The organism is Bacillus solitudinis (assembly GCF_002797395.1).
GTDB classification, from domain to species: Bacteria; Bacillota; Bacilli; order Bacillales; family Bacillaceae_D; genus Halalkalibacter_A; species Halalkalibacter_A solitudinis.
This window is the reverse complement of sequence record NZ_KZ454943.1, coordinates 625,601-645,947: the sequence shown is the minus strand read 5'-3', so window position 1 is coordinate 645,947 and position 20,347 is coordinate 625,601. Positions and strand designations below refer to the sequence as shown.

The 20,347-nt window shown below is 39.2% G+C and carries 18 protein-coding genes, 1 tRNA gene, 1 pseudogene and 1 other annotated feature; of the genes and pseudogenes, 16 read left to right on the top strand and 4 right to left on the bottom strand.

Going from position 1 to position 20,347, the window contains the following annotated elements; translation table 11 throughout:
• Positions 1-334: 334 nt before the first annotated feature.
• The 3 genes from steA to CEF19_RS03180 are packed head-to-tail and all read left to right on the top strand — an operon-like array spanning position 335 to position 2,923.
• Positions 335-1,471: a putative cytokinetic ring protein SteA gene (gene steA / locus CEF19_RS03190; RefSeq protein ID WP_100404743.1), complete on the top strand. Its 1,137-nt coding sequence runs from the start codon at positions 335-337 to the stop codon at positions 1,469-1,471.
• Positions 1,464-2,129, top strand: coding sequence for a glycosyltransferase family 2 protein (locus CEF19_RS03185; protein WP_100404742.1), 666 nt, complete (start codon positions 1,464-1,466; stop codon positions 2,127-2,129). The genes steA and CEF19_RS03185 overlap by 8 nt, the downstream gene beginning before the upstream one ends.
• Positions 2,126-2,923 carry a hypothetical protein gene (locus tag CEF19_RS03180; protein WP_100404741.1) on the top strand — a complete coding sequence of 266 codons (798 nt, stop codon included), beginning with the start codon at positions 2,126-2,128 and terminating at the stop codon, positions 2,921-2,923. The genes CEF19_RS03185 and CEF19_RS03180 overlap by 4 nt, the downstream gene beginning before the upstream one ends.
• Positions 2,924-3,003: 80 nt before the next feature.
• Here the strand turns inward: CEF19_RS03180 and CEF19_RS03175 are convergent, their stop codons facing one another.
• Positions 3,004-3,243, bottom strand: coding sequence for a DUF2627 domain-containing protein (locus CEF19_RS03175; protein WP_100404740.1), 240 nt, complete (start codon positions 3,241-3,243; stop codon positions 3,004-3,006).
• A gap of 555 nt (positions 3,244-3,798) precedes the next feature.
• Between CEF19_RS03175 and lpdA the strand changes: the two genes are divergently transcribed.
• The 12 genes and pseudogenes from lpdA to CEF19_RS03110 all read left to right on the top strand — a co-directional run bounded on the left by lpdA (position 3,799) and on the right by CEF19_RS03110 (position 16,128).
• Entirely contained in the window at positions 3,799-5,220 is a 1,422-nt protein-coding gene (lpdA, locus tag CEF19_RS03170; protein ID WP_100404739.1) for a dihydrolipoyl dehydrogenase, read from the top strand.
• A 24-nt stretch (positions 5,221-5,244) separates the two neighbouring features.
• Positions 5,245-6,237: a thiamine pyrophosphate-dependent dehydrogenase E1 component subunit alpha gene (locus CEF19_RS03165; protein WP_100404738.1), complete on the top strand. Its 993-nt coding sequence runs from the start codon at positions 5,245-5,247 to the stop codon at positions 6,235-6,237.
• Between the two features lie 15 nt (positions 6,238-6,252).
• Entirely contained in the window at positions 6,253-7,236 is a 984-nt protein-coding gene (locus CEF19_RS03160) for an alpha-ketoacid dehydrogenase subunit beta (protein ID WP_100404737.1), read from the top strand.
• A gap of 13 nt (positions 7,237-7,249) precedes the next feature.
• A complete protein-coding gene (locus CEF19_RS03155) occupies positions 7,250-8,494 on the top strand; it encodes a dihydrolipoamide acetyltransferase family protein (RefSeq protein WP_100404736.1) in 1,245 nt (414 codons plus the stop codon).
• 169 nt (positions 8,495-8,663) lie between these two features.
• The gene (locus CEF19_RS03150; RefSeq protein ID WP_100404735.1) at positions 8,664-9,149 is read left to right on the top strand and encodes a hypothetical protein; all 486 of its coding nucleotides are present in this window, start codon (positions 8,664-8,666) and stop codon (positions 9,147-9,149) included.
• Positions 9,150-9,309: 160 nt separating this feature from the next.
• Complete coding sequence (locus CEF19_RS03145) at positions 9,310-10,323, top strand: metal ABC transporter solute-binding protein, Zn/Mn family (RefSeq protein ID WP_100404734.1); 1,014 nt, start codon at positions 9,310-9,312, stop codon at positions 10,321-10,323.
• A gap of 161 nt (positions 10,324-10,484) precedes the next feature.
• Positions 10,485-10,910: a BrxA/BrxB family bacilliredoxin gene (locus CEF19_RS03140; RefSeq protein WP_100404733.1), complete on the top strand. Its 426-nt coding sequence runs from the start codon at positions 10,485-10,487 to the stop codon at positions 10,908-10,910.
• Between the two features lie 109 nt (positions 10,911-11,019).
• Entirely contained in the window at positions 11,020-11,382 is a 363-nt protein-coding gene (locus CEF19_RS03135) for a hypothetical protein (protein ID WP_100404732.1), read from the top strand.
• A 74-nt stretch (positions 11,383-11,456) separates the two neighbouring features.
• Positions 11,457-11,531: transfer RNA gene (locus tag CEF19_RS03130), tRNA-Arg, on the top strand.
• 180 nt (positions 11,532-11,711) lie between these two features.
• Positions 11,712-11,969, top strand: a binding site (T-box leader).
• Between the two features lie 64 nt (positions 11,970-12,033).
• Positions 12,034-13,692, top strand: a complete 1,659-nt coding sequence (locus tag CEF19_RS03120) for a 2-isopropylmalate synthase (RefSeq protein ID WP_100404730.1) — start codon at positions 12,034-12,036, stop codon at positions 13,690-13,692.
• Between the two features lie 250 nt (positions 13,693-13,942).
• Positions 13,943-14,662: a YebC/PmpR family DNA-binding transcriptional regulator gene (locus CEF19_RS03115; RefSeq protein WP_100404729.1), complete on the top strand. Its 720-nt coding sequence runs from the start codon at positions 13,943-13,945 to the stop codon at positions 14,660-14,662.
• A 138-nt stretch (positions 14,663-14,800) separates the two neighbouring features.
• A pseudogene (locus CEF19_RS03110) lies at positions 14,801-16,128 on the top strand (IS3 family transposase).
• Between the two features lie 104 nt (positions 16,129-16,232).
• Here CEF19_RS03110 and CEF19_RS03105 read toward each other — a convergent pair.
• Together CEF19_RS03105 and CEF19_RS03100 are read right to left on the bottom strand one after the other, a co-directional pair.
• The gene (locus tag CEF19_RS03105; RefSeq protein ID WP_100404728.1) at positions 16,233-16,568 is read right to left on the bottom strand and encodes a YolD-like family protein; all 336 of its coding nucleotides are present in this window, start codon (positions 16,566-16,568) and stop codon (positions 16,233-16,235) included.
• Entirely contained in the window at positions 16,565-17,794 is a 1,230-nt protein-coding gene (locus CEF19_RS03100; RefSeq protein ID WP_100404727.1) for a DNA polymerase IV, read from the bottom strand. Before CEF19_RS03100 ends, CEF19_RS03105 begins: the two co-directional genes overlap by 4 nt.
• A 312-nt stretch (positions 17,795-18,106) precedes the next feature.
• Here CEF19_RS03100 and CEF19_RS03095 point away from each other — a divergent pair, with 312 nt between their 5' ends.
• Positions 18,107-19,159: a serine hydrolase domain-containing protein gene (locus CEF19_RS03095; RefSeq protein ID WP_227521904.1), complete on the top strand. Its 1,053-nt coding sequence runs from the start codon at positions 18,107-18,109 to the stop codon at positions 19,157-19,159.
• A 74-nt stretch (positions 19,160-19,233) separates the two neighbouring features.
• Here CEF19_RS03095 and CEF19_RS03090 read toward each other — a convergent pair whose 3' ends face one another.
• Positions 19,234-20,346 (bottom strand): acyltransferase family protein, encoded by a 1,113-nt coding sequence (locus CEF19_RS03090; protein WP_100404726.1) that lies wholly within the window; start codon positions 20,344-20,346, stop codon positions 19,234-19,236.
• Between the last annotated feature and the right edge of the window lies 1 nt (position 20,347).

The following is a 20,347-nucleotide window of genomic DNA, read 5'->3' as shown; positions in this document are numbered from 1 at the left end:
TTATCATACAGTAGGATAACAGAACTAAGAAACAATAAATTTGTTTGTAGGGAGTTGTTCTTTATTAATTTATACAGAGATTTGGAAAAATTTTGTCAAAGTAAGTTAGAACGACAGCTATCCGAAAAAGAACAAGAGCTACTTCATTGGATTGTAGAACAAGAACAAAAGGAAAAGCAGCATGTAATAGGTTATTCAAATTAGAGGTTATCTCAAAAGGTCATATGACCTTTTGAGATAACCTCTTTTTGTTAGAATAATCAATTGAAGGATACGTGGTAATTTCGAGAAAACTGCCCATACTAATAACAAATCAAGCAGAGAGGGTTTTGTTATGAGTTCTGTACTGACAGGAAACGTATATGAGCACAAGCGCACTAAAGAATTGTTGCACTATATTCCAAAACAGGCAGTTGCTCTTATTTGGCATGAAGATATAGATGGTATGGCAGTTGAAGGATTATTAAAACAGCGTGTGAAGGCTGTAGTTAATGGGAAATCCTCAATGAGTGGAACATACCAACATGAGAATGTCACAAAACTCCTCAATGCAGGTGTCCCTGTTTATGATATAACCACAATTCACAGAAAATGGGAATACCTACATAACAATGAAGTGATGATCATTGGTAATGAATTATACGTAAAAATAGAAGGACAATTTTCTTTGTTCGCTTCGATTCAACTTTATAATGATGCGATGGTTCATTCTCTTCTTAGGGAGGCAAAACAAGCGTATCCGAAACAACTCACCTCCTTTGTTGATAATACAATTGAATATGTTAAGAAGGAGTGTGCTTATTTTACAGAAGAACCGGAGTTACCAGAATCAATGAAGATGCTGACTGGACAGGAAGTGTTAATCGTTGCTCGCAGCCCGCACTATGAAAAGGATATCGAAGCAGTAAGATCGCGGTTGCGCCGTAAGAATATTCGAATCATTGCCATTGACGGTGCAGCAGACGGGTTACTTAAAAATAATTTGGTTCCCGATTTTATCATTGGTGATATGGATTCAATTTCAACACAAAGTTTAACCTGTGGAGCAATGATTTTATGTCATCAACATATTAATGGACACTGTCCTGGGAAAGAAAGGCTAGATCGGCTTGGGATTGAGGCTGGGACGATTACCTTTGTTGGCACAAGTGAAGATGTAGCCATTCATGCAGCTTTTTGGTCGGGATCCTCCCACTTGTACTTAATTGGTTGTCGGATCGGCATTCATGAATTTTTAGAAAAAGGACGATCAGGGATGGGCGCCAGTTTGTTAAATCGAATTCAGGCCGGAGAACGTTTGACAGACTTAAAAGGGATTCATCGTTTGAGTACACAGAAGCGTTCATTAAAAGAACTGGTACAACAATTCATTTTAGCTGTTCGTCAAACTAAGCTTTACCCCCTCTTTCAGTCAATTATTTTAGAAAGAATGATGACATGGAAAAAAAAGGAGGCAATACGGCATGAATAAAATTTCTATTGTCATACCTGCCTTTAATGAAGAGAAAAGTCTTTCTCAAACCATCCAAGCCTTGCGTCAGCTTCCATACGAAAAGGAGATTATTGTGGTGAATGATGGTAGTTCAGATAAAACTGGAGAAATTGCTGAGGTAACAGCTGATTTCGTTCTACATGTTCCTAGTAATAATGGAAAGGGGAACGCGCTTCAAGTAGGATGGAAGAAAGCTTCGGCAGACTATATTTTGTGTATTGACGCTGATTTAGAACAAAGTGCAGGAGAAGCCATTCATCTTATTCGACCACTCTTCGAAAATAAAGCTGACGTTGTCATATCAAAAGTGAAATCAGGGAAAAAAAGTGGGTTCGGGTTGATAAAACGTCGTGCTAGGTCAATTATTTACCGTAACACGGGCTTTATACTTGAAGCACCGCTGTCCGGACAAAGAGCATTTCAGCGTCAATGGCTTCCTCTTCTACTGAAGCAACGCTATATCGGCTTTGGGGTTGAAACACAAATGTCAATCGATTTATTAAAAGCAGGGGCAACAATTTTAGAAGTAGAAACGATGATGAAGCATAGAGAAATGGGGAAGACGTGGAAAGGGTTTCGTCATCGTATAAAGCAATGGGTGGAAATTGAGAAGAATTGTAAAGAGGTCCGGTCATGATTTTACTTATTCTTCTTTTACCAATCATGGCCTTATTGAGCATGTATGCGTTTCGTTGTGCACAATGGACGACTCAAAATTATGAGAGACAGCAGATTCCTTATAGTCTTGGAGTTCTAGTGGTTTTCGCATATGCAGTGCTTTGCGCATTTCCACCAATTTTGTCGCCGGCTTTTTCCTACGGTGCGATGGGATATGTGTTCGGGATTTGGTTAATTGGTTTCTTGGATGACCGTTTTGGACAAGTGTATCCAAAAGGTTTAAAAGGTCATTTTTATTATGTATTTAACGAAAAAAAACTAACGACAGGTATTTTAAAAGTTGTGGGCACAATTCTTATTGCCATATTATTTATCCTATATTATCAGCCAAATAGTGTGGTGGATGGGGTTCGTTGTTTTCTTTTGTTAACATGGATGCCCCATGTCGCCAACCTATTTGATACACGTCCCCTCCGAGTTTGGAAAATGTCACTTCTGTTTTTAATTGTTTTAACACTAATTGTAGGACTTCCGTCTTTTTTAACGCTTATTTATGTTCTAGTCGTATTTTATCTACTTTTTGTTCTAGAAGGCCACCGGAAAGCGATGCTCGGCGATAATGGAGCAACAACGATTGGTGCCATCTTTGCTGTTTTGATGTTTTTTGAAACGACGGTTACTTTCCAATGGATTATTGTTTTCGTTGTATTTATGTTAATGATTATAGCTGAACGAGTCTCTTTTTCTGCGCTTATTGAAAAACGTTCTATTCTTAGATGGTTTGATCAAATTGGCGTTCCAACTAGAAAATAAAGCAGCATTGCCTAAAGAAGCATGCTGCCTTTTCTATAATCTTCGTCTCGTCCTGACGACATAGGGGCATTTTTTTAGAGTTATTTCTTGTTCTGAAAACGTGGTGCTATTTTTCCATTTTTACGGTCGCGATAAAAAATAAAACCTCCAATAAAGCTTAATCCTGCTAGGAAAAAAATAAAACCAGCTAAAAACTGTAACACCAACGAAGGGTATGGTGAATTTAAAAGCTGAAAAATAGTATCTCTCATTAACTTTATGCCATAGCCAGCTAAAATAGCCGGAATAAGTAGTATCATTAAGGCAATAAAACGTCCCATAAGCATTCCTCTCTCGTCTAGCATGAACTCTTATCTTTTATTTTAACGGAAAATTCAGCTGAAGTACATGTTAGTAGTTGCAAGTTTGTGTCATTTGAGTAATAGTTGAAGAAGGAAAACTAAGAGTAGAACTTAGGACCGGGTCTTAAGTTTAATTTTTTAATTAGCTTGGGGGCCAATAAGGATCAGCACCACTCGATTTATTAGAGTTATTGATTTCTTTGAAACTACATTAAGCCTCGTTCTTGGTTCGAACAGAATGTGGATGTATAATAAGTGAATAAGAGGATGGTGTTCGTTAAGAGCGCAATTAAATGATACGTTAAAGCGTTAACGTACCTTAAAAAAGGTTGAAGGCATTTATGCTTATTTGGCGAAAAAGTATTTAAGGGTAAGAAACGTCTACATATAAGTAATTCTGCAAAAAAGGAGTCCTTTTTTTGCGCAGACATTAAGCAATGGGCGCTCATTGCATTTGTAAGTAAGCTTAAATTAAATGATTAAAAGAAATTGAGTATCAATCGACAGAGATTGAGAAAAAAGGAGGATGATGAGGTGGCAGAGGATTATGATCTTGTCATACTAGGAGCGGGGACAGGCGGTTATGTAGCTGCCATACGTGCTGCTCAGCATGGGTTAAAGGTAGCCATTGTAGAAAAGGGGAAAGTTGGTGGAACATGCCTTCACAGAGGATGTATTCCAAGTAAGGCGCTCTTACGAAGTGCTGAGGTGTTTGCAACAGCAAAAGATGCTGATCAGTTTGGTGTGGTGACAGGCGAGGTAACACTTGATTTTTTCAAGGTTCAAGAGCGAAAAAGCCAAATTGTCGATCAGTTATACCGAGGTGTCCAACACTTAATGAAAAAAGGAGATATAGATGTTTTTGACGGCATTGGACGGATTCTCGGACCATCTATTTTTTCACCGACACCTGGAACGGTTTCTGTTGAAATGGCTAATGGTGAAGAAAACAAAATGCTAATTGGTAAAAATGTGATTATCGCTACAGGGTCTTCGGCTAGAACATTGCCTGGACTTGAGGTAGACGGAACCTTTATCTTAACATCTGAAGAGGCGCTACAACTTGAAGAATTACCAACCTCGATTGTGATTGTCGGCGGGGGTGTCATTGGCATTGAATGGGCTTCGATGTTGAATGATTTTGGTGTCGATGTCACAGTTCTTGAGGTGGGTTCAAACATTTTACCGACTGAAGATGAAGATATCTCTCAAGAGGCGGCGAGACTTTTAAAGAATAAAGGTGTTAAACTTATCACAAATGCTATCCTTTTACCTGAAACTCTTGAAAAGAGTGAGCAGGTGGCTGTGTCATTTGAGGTTAATGGAAACGCGCAGCGAATTCAAGCCGACAAGCTGTTGCTATCTGTTGGCCGTAGTCCAAACGTAGAGGGTATTGGTCTTGGAAATACAGATATTCAAGTTAGCGAAGGTGCGATTGCTGTAAACGAATATTACCAAACAAAGGAATCTCATATTTACGCCATCGGCGATGTTATTGGTGGGATGCAGCTTGCTCATGTCGCATCACATGAAGGCATCATTGCAGTCGATCATCTTGCAAGTAAGCAACCAGAACCGTTAAACTATTTTTCTGTTGCCAAATGTGTATATAGCCATCCTGAGATTGCAAGTATTGGATTAACTGAAGCCTCAGCTAAAGAGGACGGCTTTCAAATTAAAGTAGGTAAATTTCCTTTCAAGGCGATTGGAAAGGCGTTAGTTTACGGTGAGACAGATGGTTTTGTGAAAATTATCGTTAATGAAGCTAATGATGATTTACTCGGGGTTCATATGATTGGTCCACATGTAACGGATATGATATCTGAAGCAGCGATTGCTAAAGTGTTAGACGCTGCTCATTGGGAAGTGGCACAAACGATTCACCCTCACCCAACGCTCTCAGAAATTATCGGAGAAGCTGCTTTGGCCGTTGATGGACTGGCGATTCATTTATAACAACTTAAAGGGAGGCATATTGTAATGGTTGAAAATCGACATCAAGCACTAGGTTTATCAGATGATACGGTGTTAAATATGTATGAAATGATGCTACTTGCTCGTAGAATCGACGAACGAATGTGGCTTTTAAATCGTTCTGGAAAAATTCCATTTGTTGTATCTTGTCAAGGGCAAGAAGCAGCTCAAATTGGAGCCGTCTTTGCGCTTGATCGCGAGAAGGATTATATTTTGCCGTATTATCGTGATTTGGGGGCTGTATTAGCTTTTGGGATGACCACTCGTGATGTTATGCTTTCTAACTTTGCGAAAGCTGAGGATCCGAATTCTGGCGGTCGTCAGATGCCTGGTCATTTTGGACAGAAGAAAAACCGTATTGTAACGGGTTCTTCTCCTGTTACGACTCAAGTTCCACATGCTGTCGGAATAGCATTAGGTGGTAGATTGGAAGGCAAGGACTTTGTCACGTTTACGACATTTGGTGAAGGATCATCAAATCAAGGAGATTTTCATGAAGGCCTGAACTTCGCAGCCGTACATAAGTTACCTTGTATTTTTATGTGTGAGAATAACAAATACGCCATTTCAGTTCCAATAGAGAAGCAACTTGCTTGTGAAAATGTTTCCGATCGTGCCGTTGGTTATGGTATGCCAGGTGTTACGGTTGATGGAAATGACCCGTTAGCTATTTATGCCGCGGTTAAGGAAGCCGCGGACCTTGGGAGAAGTGGGGGAGGACCTACACTTGTTGAAGCGATTTGCTATAGATTAACTCCTCACTCAAGCGATGACGACGATCGGTCATATCGCTCTCGTGAAGAAGTAGCGGATGCGAAAAAGCTTGATCCAATTTATACATTTGCTGAATATTTACGAGGAGTAGAGTTGTTAACGGAGCAACGTTTAGCCGGGATGGAGGAGCGAATTGCTACACTCGTCGATGAAGCGACTGAATATGCAGAAAATGCGCCATTTGCTGACCCGGAAAGTGCATTAAATCACGTATATGCAGAGTAGGGAGAGGAAGAAAACATGGCAATCTTATCGTATATAGAAGCAGTGACACAAGCGTTAAAAGAAGAAATGGAAAGGGATTCTAAAGTGTTCGTCCTGGGAGAGGATGTGGGTGCACGTGGTGGTGTATTCCGTGCAACAAATGGCTTATATGAGCAATTTGGGGAGCAACGAGTCATTGATACACCCCTAGCCGAATCAGCAATTGCAGGAGTCGGTGTAGGAGCGGCAATGTATGGGATGCGTCCAGTCGCTGAAATGCAGTTTGCTGATTTTATTATGCCGGCAGTGAATCAAATCATATCTGAGGCAGCTAAAGTGCGTTATCGTTCAAACAACGACTGGAATTGTCCAATTACGATTCGCGCCCCCTATGGAGGTGGAGTCCATGGAGCTTTATACCATTCTCAATCGGTAGAAGCAATTTTTGCAAATGTTCCAGGATTGAAAATCGTGATGCCGTCGACGCCATATGATGTGAAAGGTCTACTCAAAGCAGCAATTCGTGATGATGACCCAGTACTATTCTTTGAGCATAAACGTGCCTATCGGTTGATTAAAGGGGAAGTACCTGAAGAAGATTACACATTACCTATTGGAAAGGCCGATGTGAAAAAAGAAGGCGCGGATATTACTGTCATTACATATGGTCTGTGTGTCCACTTTGCACTTCAAGCTGCGGAACGGATAGAAAAGGATGGCATTTCTGTTCATATCCTTGACCTTCGTACGGTGTACCCACTCGATCAAGAAGCAATTATTGAAGCGGCAAGTCGGACAGGTAAGGTTCTTCTTGTGACAGAAGCAAACAAAGAAGGAAGCATTATGAGCGAAGTGGCTGCGATTATTGCTGAGCATTGCCTATTTGATCTTGATGCACCTATTCAGCGCTTAGCAGGGCCTGATGTTCCTGCCATGCCTTATGCACCGACGATGGAAAAGTTCTTTATGCTTAATCCAGATAAAATTGAAAAGGCCATGCGTGAGCTTGCTGAATTTTAGACAGGGGGATACTATGGCAACAAATATTACAATGCCCCAACTAGGGGAAAGTGTAACTGAAGGAACGATTAGTAAATGGCTGGTAAAGCCGGGAGACAAAGTAAAAAAGTATGATCCTTTAGCTGAGGTCATGACGGATAAGGTAAATGCAGATGTCCCATCTTCTTTTACTGGAACGATTAGGGAATTACTCGTTGCTGAAGACGAAACTGTTGCGGTTGGAAGCAGCATTTGTACAATGGACGTGGAACATGAGTCAGGAGAAGAAACTGTTGTGGAAACTCCAGCCTCATTGGCTGAACCTGTACCCGAGCAAGTAAAAGAGACGGGTTATACTCAGAAAAAACGTTACTCTCCTGCTGTGTTAAAGCTATCACAGGAGCATAATATTAATCTTTCTCAAATAACCGGTACAGGAAAAGGCGGTCGCATTACTCGCAAAGATTTACAAATGATTATTGCTAGTGGTGGACCGCAAGTAGAACCAGAAATTGCAGCACCGATATTTCTTCAACAAACGGAAATGTCATCACCTAAGGCCCTTGAACATGATATTGAAATCCCGGTAACCGGGGTACGTAAAGCGATAGCGGCAAACATGCTAAAGAGTAAGCGAGAGACTCCGCATGCTTGGATGATGGTCGAAGTTGACGTGACTAATCTTGTTCAATATCGGGACCGCGTTAAGCAAAGTTTTAAAGAGCAGGAGGGAATGAATTTAACATTTCTCCCGTTTTTCATTAAAGCGACAGTCGAAGCTTTAAAAGAATATCCACAAATGAATGCGATGTGGGCTGAAGACAAAATTATTCAAAAGAAAGACATTAATCTGTCTGTTGCTGTAGCTTCAGAAGATGCTTTATTTGTTCCTGTTATTAAGAAAGCGGATGAGATGACAATTAAAGCAATCGTGCGCAATGTTCAAGAATTAGCAACTAAGGCACGGTCTAGAAAACTTACAACAGGAGATATTGAAGGTGGAACCTTTACAATAAACAATACTGGTTCATTTGGATCGATTTTATCTACACCAATTATTAACCCACCACAAGCAGCGATTTTGTCTATTGAATCGATTGTCAAGCGTCCAGTGGTGATTGAAAGTGAAGCAGGCGACATGATTGCCATTCGCAGTATGGTCAATCTCTGTCTCTCACTCGATCACCGAGTGCTTGATGGTCTTGTTTGCGGTCGATTCTTAGCACGAGTAAAGGAAAGACTCGAAAAAATGAGCGAAAAAACACTATCAATTTACTAAAACACCGCAATCTTGCGGCTGCAGCCAAGCGAACGTGCTTGGCTTTTTTTTAGTTTTGACTTTCTAAACTATGTTATTTCACCCTTTTTTTGAATAATTCCCGAGAACATACATGTTTTTCTATTGAGGGGTTATTCTACAACTAACATGTAGAAAGGGTGACTATATCATGAAACGATTTTACAAGCTGTTCCTATTAACACAAGTTGCTGTTGTTTTTTGTATGCTATCAGTTTCATTGATGCAGCCAGTACAAGCCGAACAAGAAGCCTCATCAAAAAAAGAAGTAGCAGCGGATCAATGCAAGCATTGCGTAATGGAGGCTCGTAAGCATGTGGAAGTGCATCTCGATTACTACTATGAATTACTTGCTGAAAAATACGCTCCAAATGAAGTGGAGAAGTGGCAAACAATTCGGAAGGAACGAGATTTACTTCGCAAAAAGGTAAAAGAAATGAAAAAGCGTGGCGAGCTTCAAGATAGGCTTGAAAAAAAATCGGAATGGTTCAAGCAACATAAGGAACTACAGATATTGTTTAAGGATGCAATTGAAAAACGGGATGAAAAAGCAATAAAAGCTTCACTTCCTCAACTCTTTAACCAATACCAACAAATGAACGAAGTTATGAAAAAACGTCTAGAAGAAACGAAATAAGTGTATGTTATTCTTATCAGGTCAAAGGTAGTATTCGTGAAAGAGACTTTAGAAGGTTAATGAACTTCTGAGTCTCTTTATTATTTTCATTTACAAATCGTAGAGGTTACGATATAATTCATAATCATACAAAACGTAATCGTTACGAAAGGAGAAAATTATGAAACTTAGCTTTAATTTGTTTGCAATGATTCTTGTTTTATCAGCTTTGCTAGCTGCATGTGGGGGGCAGGGAGAAGTAACGGAAGATGTAGATACAGAAAATCAGGATGAAGGTATCCAGGAAGAGACAGAACGGTTAGAATTATTTACGACAATTTTTCCACTTGAAGATTTTGCTTCTAAAATTGGTGGAGACTTTGTTCATGTAACAAATCTGGTACCTGTTGGTGCGGATGCCCACACGTTTGAACCAACTGCGCGTCAAATGATTGAAATTGTTGAAGGTGACGCGTTTATCTATAATGGTGCCGGGTTAGAAGGTTTTGTTGATGCGATTATTAATACAGTTACAGCCGAGGATGTCTTAATTGTTCAAGCATCAGAAGGAACTGAACTTCTAGAGACTCATGACGAACATGCAAACGAGGAAGAAGACGCGCATGCTGCTGACGACCATGCCCACGAGGAAGATGATAACGCACATGATCACGACAAGGACCCTCATATTTGGTTAGATCCAATTTTATCTATTACTATAGCTGAAAATATTAAAAATACATTAGTGCAATTGATGCCAGAGCAAGAACAGTATTTCACAGCAAATTTCGAAGAAGTGAAATCCGAGCTTGAGGCAGTTAACTTAGAATTTCAAGAGATGGTATCCGAAGCTAGCAAAGATACATTTCTCGTCTCTCATGAAGGATATGGTTACTGGGAAGAACGTTACGGTATTCATCAAAGGGGAATTGCAGGATTATCGCCTACGAATGAACCTTCGCAGCGTCAACTTCAGGAAGTTATTGAATTTGCTCATGAATATGAAATAGAATATATACTGTTTGAACAAAACGTCACACCAAACATTGCAGAGATTGTTAAAGGTGAGGTTGGAGCGGAAGTAGTATACATTCATAATTTAGAAGCTCTTGTTCAAGAGGATATTGATAATGACGAGGATTATTTTAGTTTAATGCGTCGTAATATTGAATCGTTGCGAATGGCCTTACAATAAGAATGTTTATAACCTTATTGTGTTTGTTCTAACTCTATTTTTCTGGTAACTAGAACCAAAGTATTTTCATAATTCTTACCTGATCTGAGCTGTTTTATTGGTTTCTTTTCGAGGTTAAGGTTACAATAAGGGGAAGAACTTAACGTAGGAGGGTTTCATTTATGCAATTTAATTTCTTTATGAATGATGTCGTACAAGTGGCTCGTCAGGAGATGGTCGAGGCGGGCTATCAGCAGCTTCAAACAACTGAGGAGGTTGACCAAATCCTTCAAGAAGAAGGAACAACACTTGTTATGATAAATTCTGTATGTGGCTGTGCTGGTGGAATTGCTCGCCCTGCTGCAGCTTATATGAAAAATTATGAAACGAAGCCTGACCGTTTTGTTACGGTATTTGCTGGTCAAGATAAAGAAGCAACAGCAAAGGCTCGTGATTATTTTACAGGATATGCACCTTCTTCTCCGTCATTTGCTTTATTAAAAGACGGTGAGATTATGGCAATGGTTGAACGTCATGAAATTGAAGGCCATGAACCGATCCAAGTTGTTCAGAAGCTTGAAAAAGCATTTGATGAGTACTGTAAGTAAGGAATCGTCAAAAGTCTGTGAATTTGTCACAGGCTTTTTGCTTTGAGGAAGCAAGATTAGCTAAAAATATGCTATAATAAGCCAGAAATTGAAAAAGGGGTGGCAAGTCATGCAATCATTATATGAACAAATTCAAGTGTATCTAAATATGGATGAAGAAATTTCGTTTAAGGAATTCGATAACTTCTATAAGAAAATCACGGATGAACTTGGTCAAACAAGTGAAGGGTTAGAAGAAGATGGCGTGTGGAAGGCTCTTTTCATCGTAGAGAATGTTATGTCAAATGCTGAGGGACGTGCAAAATCTTCTAAAGGAAATGAGTCTAAAAAGTATGCTAAAATGGCGCAACGTCTTCAGCTTTGGGCTAAAAATTTAGCTGCGCGCTTAGGCGAAGCTGGGTACACAGAAGATGACATTAACGAACGGTTTAATGTTATGTTTGAAGAAGGTACACCTGCTAAACAAGCCTAAATCACAAAGGGAAGAGAAAACAAAAACTTGACATCTCTTCCCTTTTGATTTACATTAGATTATGTCGCTTATTGGCGCCTATGGTGAAAGGGATATCATTCAAGATTCCGATTCTTGCGTTGTAGGTTCGAGTCCTACTAGGCGCGCCACTATACATATTCAAACACAACCAGATTTTATGGAGTTGTGTTTTTTTGTAGAGAAAAGGCTACTGCGTAGCTTTTCTTATTTAAAAAACGACATAAGTATCGTTATTTTTACCTTATTAACAGACAATTTCTGAAATACGCTTGATAACCCGTTATTTCTATGGTAAATTGTTATAAATATTAAATACAACGAAGAGGAATAGTAGGATTTTTTTAGCGAACAGAGAGCTGTTGGGTGGTGCGAAACAGTCGTGAACGAAATCCGAACTCACCTTGAAGTAGCTCGCTGAAATGCAGAAGAGTAGGTGGAGACGGATCCTAACCGTTATAGTAGGAGGATATAAGGTTGCAAGTAAACCCGTATCTGTTGGAGGGCATACCTTATTTGGTATGAATCAGAGTGGTACCGCGAAGATGTTAAAGTCTTTCGTCTCTATATATAGGGATGAAAGGCTTTTTTGTATTTTAAAAAAGTTGACAACAGTGAGAGGATGGATACTAAATGAAAAATATTAACAAATATTCGAGAAATTATTTTATGCCTCCAGTTTCAAGCTTAAAATGGACAGAGAAGGAGTATATTACCGAGGCTCCTACATGGTGTAGTGTTGATCTCCGGGATGGCAACCAGGCGCTAGTTGTTCCAATGAACCTAGAAGAGAAGTTAGAATATTTCCAAATGCTTCTCGAGATTGGCTTTAAGGAAATTGAAGTCGGGTTTCCTGCGGCATCAGAGACAGAATATACATTTTTACGTACACTGATTGAACAAAACCTTATCCCGGAGGATGTCACCATTCAAGTGTTGACACAGTCGCGAGAACATATCATTCAAAAAACGTTTGAATCACTTAAGGGTGCTAATAAGGCAGTCGTTCATCTTTATAATTCAACGTCCGTGGCACAGCGTGAGCAAGTATTCAAGAAATCAAAGCAGGAGATTATTGACATTGCGGTAACGGGAGCAAAACTTCTTAAAAAATATGCTGCTGAAACGGAAGGGAACTTCCAATTCCAGTACTCGCCAGAAAGCTTTACAGGTACAGAAATTGATTTTGCTTTAGAGATATGCAACCAAGTACTAGGAGAATGGCAACCAACTGCTGATAACAAGGTGATTATTAATCTACCGGCTACGGTCTCTCTTTCAATGCCGCACGTGTATGCAAGCCAAATTGAATACATGAGTGATCATCTTGATTACAGAGAGAATGTGATTTTGTCTATTCATCCACACAATGATAGAGGGACGGGAATTGCTGATTCAGAATTAGCTTTGTTAGCAGGAGGCCAACGAATCGAGGGAACATTGTTTGGGAATGGCGAACGAACAGGTAATGTCGACATTGTTACTCTTGCCCTTAACTTATTTTCACATGGTGTTGACCCAAAGCTGAATTTTGAAAATATCCCTAAGATTATTGCCGGGTATGAAAAATTCACAAAAATGAAGGTCAATGAAAGACAACCATATGCTGGGAAACTTGTATTTGCTGCATTTTCAGGATCGCATCAAGATGCTATTGCCAAAGGAATGAAATGGCGTGAGGAAAAACAAAATGAAGAGTGGACAGTCCCTTACTTATTAATTGATCCAAAGGATATTGGTAGAGAGTATGAAGGAGATGTTATCCGGATTAATAGCCAGTCTGGAAAAGGAGGGATTGGATACCTTCTCGAGCAACAATATGGCCTTGAACTTCCCCCGAAGATGCGAGAAGATTTCGGATACTGTGTAAAAAATGTATCGGATCGTCTGCAAAAGGAACTTATGGCTGAGGAAATTTACGATATCTTTAAGAAGGAATATGTTAATATTAAAACCCCTGTTGAATTTATCAATTATCAATTTATGAAACATGATGATTTTAAAACAAATGTCACGATTCAGATAGAAGAGAACATTTCGGAAATTGTCGGAGTCGGAAATGGACGATTGGATGCGATTAGTAATGCAATTCAAAAGAAACTAGATATTACTTATAAAGATTTAGTTTATAAAGAGCATGCATTAGAAATAGGGTCAGAGTCAAATGCTGTTTCCTATGTAGGAATACGAACCATGGATGACACTGTGTATTGGGGATGTGGAATTGACGTTGATATTATGACATCTTCGGTAAAAGCCTTATTTAGTGCAGTCAACAAAATAAAAAAATAACATCCCCACCCACTGCGCGTCCCCTATAAGAAGAACACTTATAGGGGAACTTTAAACCCTGGCAGTGGTTCCGCTTATTGCTTCAAGAAAAGGTTGCTGTGCAACTTTTCTTTTTTTTAATTCGTAACAGGTGCTGAATGTAAGGTATAATATAATGTGTTGATTAAGGAAGTGAGGCTATTGGCCATACATAATGATAGCCTGCGTGTTGATAGGTAAATAGATTTTACGTTGAAAGTGAGTGTTCAATATGGGCCGTAAGTGGAATAATATTAAAGAAAAAAAAGCGTCAAAAGATGCAAATACAAGTCGTATCTATGCAAAATTTGGTCGTGAAATTTATGTAGTAGCTAAGCAAGGTGAACCAGACCCAGATTTAAATCAAGCACTTAAATTTGTACTAGAGCGTGCAAAAACGTACAATGTACCAAGAGCAATTATTGACCGTGCGATTGAAAAAGCAAAAGGCGGTTCAGAAGAAAGTTATGACGAGCTTCGTTATGAAGGCTTCGGACCAAGTGGGTCAATGCTTATTGTCGATGCATTGACTAATAACGTGAATCGTACAGCTGCGGAGGTTCGCTCTGCATTTAATAAAAATGGTGGTAATATGGGTGTAACAGGTTCAGTTGCCTATATGTTTGATGCGACAGCTGTTATTGGGATTGAAGGAAGAACAGTTGATGAAGTCCTGGAGCTTCTAATGGAGGCAGACGTAGATGTACGGGACCTTTTAGAAGAAGGGGAAGCCGTTATCGTTTATGCTGACCCTGATCAGTTTCATGCTGTTCAAGAGGCTTTTAGAACGGCTGGAATTACGGAATTTACTGTAGCAGAACTAACTATGCTTGCGCAAAATGACCTAACGCTTTCAGAAGACGACCAAACACAGTTTGAAAAGCTAGTTGATGCTTTAGAAGACTTAGAAGATGTGCAACAAGTCTATCATAACGTGGATTTAGGTGAATAATTAAAACAGACCCTCAAGCTGAACTATAACCCGAATAATGGACACTTTAATAAAAGTGCCCCATATTCGGGCTTTTTCATGTCTTTAGAAGAAAAACCCGTTTATAATGAAAACATTAATTTTGAACGGAGAAATTCTATGAGTAAAAATATCTATACTGAGTACCAAATGAAAGAGCTTGAGAAAAATCCCAACGTAGATCGTGTATCAGATCGTTCAATCTCCTGTCATTCAGCCTTTAAGATCAAGGCCGTTCGGGAATATCAGGCAGGAAAAATTCCGTCTCAAATATTCATCGAGAATGGATTCAATTTAGATGTAATAGGTAAAAAGCAACCAAAACGTTGTTTACAGCGCTGGCGTGATACGTTTGAAAAGTTTGGAGAAGCTGGATTTGATTCAGAACGGAGAGGAAAAGGAAGTACTGGTCGACCGTCTACAAAAGAACTATCGGCAGAAGAAAAATTGAAGAAGGCAGAAGCTAGAATTAAATTTTTAGAAGCTGAAAATGATTTCTTAAAAAAGTTAGAAGAACTAGAGAGGCAGGCGTTGAAAAGGAAACGTTAACGGTATCAGAGAAATTTCAGTTGATCGAAAAAACAATAAGAGTTCATCAGTTAACGGGTGAAGTCTCCCATCTATGCAGCTTAGCTAACGTTAGTAGAAGTGGATATTACGCATAGTTACAGGCGACAGACACTCGTCAAAAAAGAGAAGTATCAGATGAATTGGAAATTGAACTTATTAAATGGATATTTGACCAAAAGAAAGAAAAAGTAGGCGCTCTTCAAATTAAAATGATTTTAGAGAATGATTATTGTGTCGTTATGAACCATAAAAAAATTAGAAGGTTAATGAGGAAGTATGATCTTAAAACAAAGATAAGAAGGGCAAATCCCTATCGAAGAATGCTTAAAGCGACTCAAGAGCACCGTACTTGTCCTAACCTACTAGATCGTCAATTTGATCAAGAAGAACCTGGTAAGGTGTTATTAACAGACATTACTTATCTTTACTACGGTAGAGGTCAAAAGGCTTATTTATCATGTGTGAAAGATGGTTCGACAAAAGAAATTGTAGCTTACAACGTCTATAGCTCATTAGAAATGGAGCTTGTTTATCAAACATTAGACAAGCTTGTAGAAGCCATTGTTCACTTTCACCCGGAGGCTATTCTCCATTCAGATCAAGGATTTCACTATACGCATCCACTATTCCAGGAGAAGGTGAAGAAGTTAGGGATACGTCAGTCTATGTCTAGAAAGGGGAACTGTTGGGACAACTCTCCAATAGAATCATTCTTTGGTCATTTTAAAGATCACGTTAATTACAAAAGCTGTGAAAGTCTCAAGCAATTGAAACAGGAAGTCAATGAGTACATGGAAGAATACAATAATTATCGCTACCAGTGGGGATTAATGAAAATGACCCCGGCACAATACCGAGGTCATCTACTAGCTGCTTAAAGTCTCTTTTTATTAAACTGTCTATTTTATGGGGTACAGTTCAAGCTAGAATGAGGGTCTGTTTCCTTTAAAGGAGTAGAAACGTCATAACGCCTGGTTCTTGTTTATTTTTCGACCTTCTTTAAGCAATTGATATCAATGTACTCCACTTCGCCCTCCCATTTTAATTTAATTCGCTTTAACACTGAATCTATTCGCTCAATCAAAGCGACCCTTTCCTTATATAGTCCATTTTCCCAGTACGTGACGTTCACTTTAATTTGATATTTCATCGCTTCCATAATAATCATACCTATTTCATATAACTCCTGTTCATCAAGAAGAGGTCTTTCTACTTTTTTTGCTTCCTCTTGATATTTTAGTAAAGCAGCTTTTTGCTCTGGCAAAACAAATCTGCTTCCTTCCCACAAAAGGTTTTTTCGCTTTAAATAATCACTCATTTATAATGCCCTCCAATCTTAGCTGCACGCTCTTTAGCTTGGCCAGAGGGTAATAATGATGATGCCCGCATAAGGGAGGCTTTACCATAACGTTGCTTAATGCCATCCATGGCTTCGCCTAGTTTAAAGAGTCGGTCACGGTTTTGTTCAAATAAACTAAGTTGAACAACTTGATCGGTGGTTAGCTTTGAGAGCGAAATCCCGAGTCGTCTAACGGGATTGCCATCCCAATAAGTTTCGAAGAGTTGGCAAGCATAGTAAAAAAGCTCCATGGTAATATTGGTTTCACAAGGCATTTTTAGTTGACGATGAAATCCAGTGGGAATATCATAACTTGCACCAGATACACTTACCGACACCGTGTCACCCATAACATGAGAGAGTCTTGCCCGGTAACACACCTCTTCACATAGCTCCAGTAACACGACCTTAATTTCATCTTTCATCATATAGTTTCTAGGTAAGGTCATACCGTGTCCGATTGCTTTTTGACCTTGATGAGATTCTGTGGAGACAGGGGAAAAGTCGTGGCCATTTGCCGTCATCCAAAGAACGTGACCGCTCACCCCCCATTTATTTTTTAAACGTTCTAACGGTGTATTCGCAAGTTGACCTATAGTTCGTATAGCCATATTTTTCAAATTTATTCTCATTCGACTTCCTACTCCAAATAATTTTTCAACGGGTAAAGGCCATAATGTCTTCTCTAATTCATCTTTCTTCAGCCAGTAGATACCACTATTGCTTTTTTTTGCGAAGTTATCACAAGCCATTTTTGCTAAAACTTTATTTTCACCAATTCCAATTCTGGCGCGAATTCGAAAACTAGTCCAAAGCGTATGCTGAATTTGTTTAGCAATTTCAAGTGGTGAGCCAAATAATTTTGTACTGCCGGTTACATCAATAAACTGCTCATCGATTGAATAGGGCTCAACTAAAGGTGTGAAATTTTGAAGAACCCGTGTAATTTCAATTGATAAATCAACATATTCTTGCATCTTAGGAGGAACAATGATGGCTTCAGGGCATTTCTGCTGTGCTTCCCAAAGACGCTCGGCATTTTTCACACCTTTTTGTTTAGCCAAGGGACAAGCTGCTAAAACCACTCCTGATCTCCGTTTTGGATCACCAGCAACAATGACAGGCTTTGTATAGAGACGCGTATCCCTGGCTTTTTCAACTAATGCATAGAAGGATTCCATATCAATAAGGAAAATAACTTTCATTGTTTTTTCACTCTCCAAATAAGAACAAATGTTTGTATATATTATATGCGAACTAATGTTCTGTATTCAACAAGGAAAATCTTTATTGTTTTCCACTTATATACATATCAAGGGATTTTGCTACATATAAACCTGTTAAAATACGTGGTATGATAAACAGAAGATTAGTTCACTAAGGAACGTGTAACCGTGTTTGAATTATAAGTTTTAAAGGAAAAGGTAGACATAAGAAGAGCAGAATTGGTGAAGAGTCTACCTAGAAATTATAGATTGAGGATGATTGTTTTGCGTTTTATGAGAGGGAGAAGACGGATGGTTTTAGTCATTATTGTTATTAGTGTAGTGAGCTGGTATTGGTACCAAGGTCTTTCTCCAAAAAGGGTACCCAAAGAATCAACATGGCCAGCTTATGAATCACCAGAAGAAGCAGGCTGGTCATCAGAAAAGCTAGCCGAAGCAAGCATCTATTATAACTCACTGGATTCTACAGCAGCGATGGTTATTTATGAAGGGAAGGTTCTCGTTTCTTGGGGCGATGTGACGAAGCCGACCAATGCTCATTCCGTCCGAAAAAGTTTTCTAAGTGCTTTGTATGGGATTGAACTTGAGGAAGGGAGTATCGATGAAACCGCGACATTAGAAAGCTTAGGTATCGATGATCAACCCCCGCTTCGAGAAAGTGAAAAGCAGGCAACGATTCTAGATTTATTAACTTCACGTTCAGGTGTGTTTCATGAAGCAGGTCAGGAATCCTGGTCGATGAGAAAAAGTCGCCCCTCGAGAGAAAGCTATGAAGCAGGAAACTTTTTTTACTATAATAATTGGGACTTTAATGTGTTAGGAACTATTTTTAATAAAGAAACAGGAAAAGACCTTTTTGAAGAATTTAAAACTAGCATAGCTGAACCAATTGGTATGGAGGATTTCTCACTGTTAAATACGCGCTATCATCATGAACTCCAATATTCGATTCACCCATCGTATCTCTTTCGAATGTCGGCAAGAGATATGGCTCGGTTTGGCCAGCTTTACCTTCAAGAAGGGACGTGGGCAGGACAACAACTTATTCCGAAAGAGTGGGTAAAACGAAGCACATCAGCACAAGCAGATGTTCCTAGAAATCAGTTATACCAGTACGGGTTAATGTGGTGGGTCGCGACAGAATCCCCATTTTCAGATGTGGGTTTGTATTCTGCAGTCGGGCGATATGGTCAATCGATTGATGTGGTTCCTGAAAAGAACCTTGTGTTTGTCCATCGTGTCGATTCTGACCGTTCCTCGCTCAGCTTTATTAGACGAAGTGTGAGTCAAAAGCAACGCTTAAGATTGTTAGAAATGATTCTTGAGGCGAAGTTAGATGAATAAGCTTAGGGGTATCCGTTGTTTCGGATACCCCTAAGCTTATGTGGTTACCTTTATGAAATGGGATGATAATGATTTTACCGAGCTTCGGAAGTGACAGGAGGAACATGTTTTGGAGCTTTCCGGGTAGACTCTTGTTCATAATTAATGCCAATTTTCCCAAGGAGATAAGCTGACCATTTCCATCTCTTCATATAGTAAATCGTTAAAATTGAACATGTGGTACTAAAGAGAAACAGGATAAGGAGATAAGATACTCCTAGGTCGACAGGGTAAAAGCCATAGAGCAAATCGATGATAGAAATATAGAACATGTGAAGCAAGTAAATCCCGAAGGAATATTGACTTATAAACACAAGGAACGCTGGCAAAGTTTTGACTTGATGAGCCATGTAAAAAAGGAAAAAGCCAATGGCTACTGTATGGAAAATCATATCAACCCGTTTTGAGCTATGCACCGCTAACCACTCACTGTGGTAGAGGAAAAGAAGAAGGGTCGTTGAAACAATAGGTGCTGTCATGACAAGAATTCGCCATTTTTTTAACAGCTTCACAAATGTTTCGTAATAGTAGCCACAATAATAACCTAACACAAAATAAAACACCCATCCGAACAGTGGAACCCAATAGAATCTTTCCCAAATGTACATAGCATGTGGAACATTCAAAGGTGTCGAGAAATTAAAGAAAGCAAGGTACGCCGCATTAATGATGAAAGACGTAGCAAGTACAACACTGGGATTCCATTTTGCCAAATGGCGGTTAAGCAACAAATACAAGAAAAAAAACTGAAAAATGATTAACACAAAGTACCCATGATAGTCACCAATCATCGCATTGAGAAAGAGCTTCAATCCCCATGCCTCAATAGAGCTTGCGTAGGGTATTGAGTAAAAAAAGGCGAAAAACAAAAACGGAAGAAAAATAAATTGTGTCCGTTTTCGCAAAAAGCTCTTCGAAATGGGCCGACTGCGATAAGAGTACGCTAAGATGAACATTGAAATAAAAATGAACAGCGGTGTAGCAAAATAAAGAAACACTTGAACGGAGTCAAAAAATAACTCCGTAGAGCGTCCAACGTTAATAGAAGCAAGTCCTGAACCTATCGAGTGAAGAAAGACGATACTTAAACAAGCAAGACCTCGTAAGAAAAACAGTTCTTTGCACGTCTTATTCGAATTATTCGTCATT

Bases quoted from the DNA above. Each gene is read 5' to 3' on its own strand.
- steA (WP_100404743.1), top strand. From the start codon at position 335: ATGAGTTCTGTACTGACAGGAAACGTATATGAGCACAAGCGCACTAAA.
- CEF19_RS03185 (WP_100404742.1), top strand. From the start codon at position 1,464: ATGAATAAAATTTCTATTGTCATACCTGCCTTTAATGAAGAGAAAAGT.
- CEF19_RS03180 (WP_100404741.1), top strand. From the start codon at position 2,126: ATGATTTTACTTATTCTTCTTTTACCAATCATGGCCTTATTGAGCATG.
- CEF19_RS03175 (WP_100404740.1), bottom strand. From the start codon at position 3,243: ATGGGACGTTTTATTGCCTTAATGATACTACTTATTCCGGCTATTTTA.
- CEF19_RS03165 (WP_100404738.1), top strand. From the start codon at position 5,245: ATGGTTGAAAATCGACATCAAGCACTAGGTTTATCAGATGATACGGTG.
- CEF19_RS03160 (WP_100404737.1), top strand. From the start codon at position 6,253: ATGGCAATCTTATCGTATATAGAAGCAGTGACACAAGCGTTAAAAGAA.
- CEF19_RS03155 (WP_100404736.1), top strand. From the start codon at position 7,250: ATGGCAACAAATATTACAATGCCCCAACTAGGGGAAAGTGTAACTGAA.
- CEF19_RS03150 (WP_100404735.1), top strand. From the start codon at position 8,664: ATGAAACGATTTTACAAGCTGTTCCTATTAACACAAGTTGCTGTTGTT.
- CEF19_RS03145 (WP_100404734.1), top strand. From the start codon at position 9,310: ATGAAACTTAGCTTTAATTTGTTTGCAATGATTCTTGTTTTATCAGCT.
- CEF19_RS03140 (WP_100404733.1), top strand. From the start codon at position 10,485: ATGCAATTTAATTTCTTTATGAATGATGTCGTACAAGTGGCTCGTCAG.
- CEF19_RS03135 (WP_100404732.1), top strand. From the start codon at position 11,020: ATGCAATCATTATATGAACAAATTCAAGTGTATCTAAATATGGATGAA.
- CEF19_RS03120 (WP_100404730.1), top strand. From the start codon at position 12,034: ATGAAAAATATTAACAAATATTCGAGAAATTATTTTATGCCTCCAGTT.
- CEF19_RS03115 (WP_100404729.1), top strand. From the start codon at position 13,943: ATGGGCCGTAAGTGGAATAATATTAAAGAAAAAAAAGCGTCAAAAGAT.
- CEF19_RS03105 (WP_100404728.1), bottom strand. From the start codon at position 16,568: ATGAGTGATTATTTAAAGCGAAAAAACCTTTTGTGGGAAGGAAGCAGA.
- CEF19_RS03100 (WP_100404727.1), bottom strand. From the start codon at position 17,794: ATGAAAGTTATTTTCCTTATTGATATGGAATCCTTCTATGCATTAGTT.
- CEF19_RS03095 (WP_227521904.1), top strand. From the start codon at position 18,107: ATGGTTTTAGTCATTATTGTTATTAGTGTAGTGAGCTGGTATTGGTAC.
- CEF19_RS03090 (WP_100404726.1), bottom strand. From the start codon at position 20,346: ATGACGAATAATTCGAATAAGACGTGCAAAGAACTGTTTTTCTTACGA.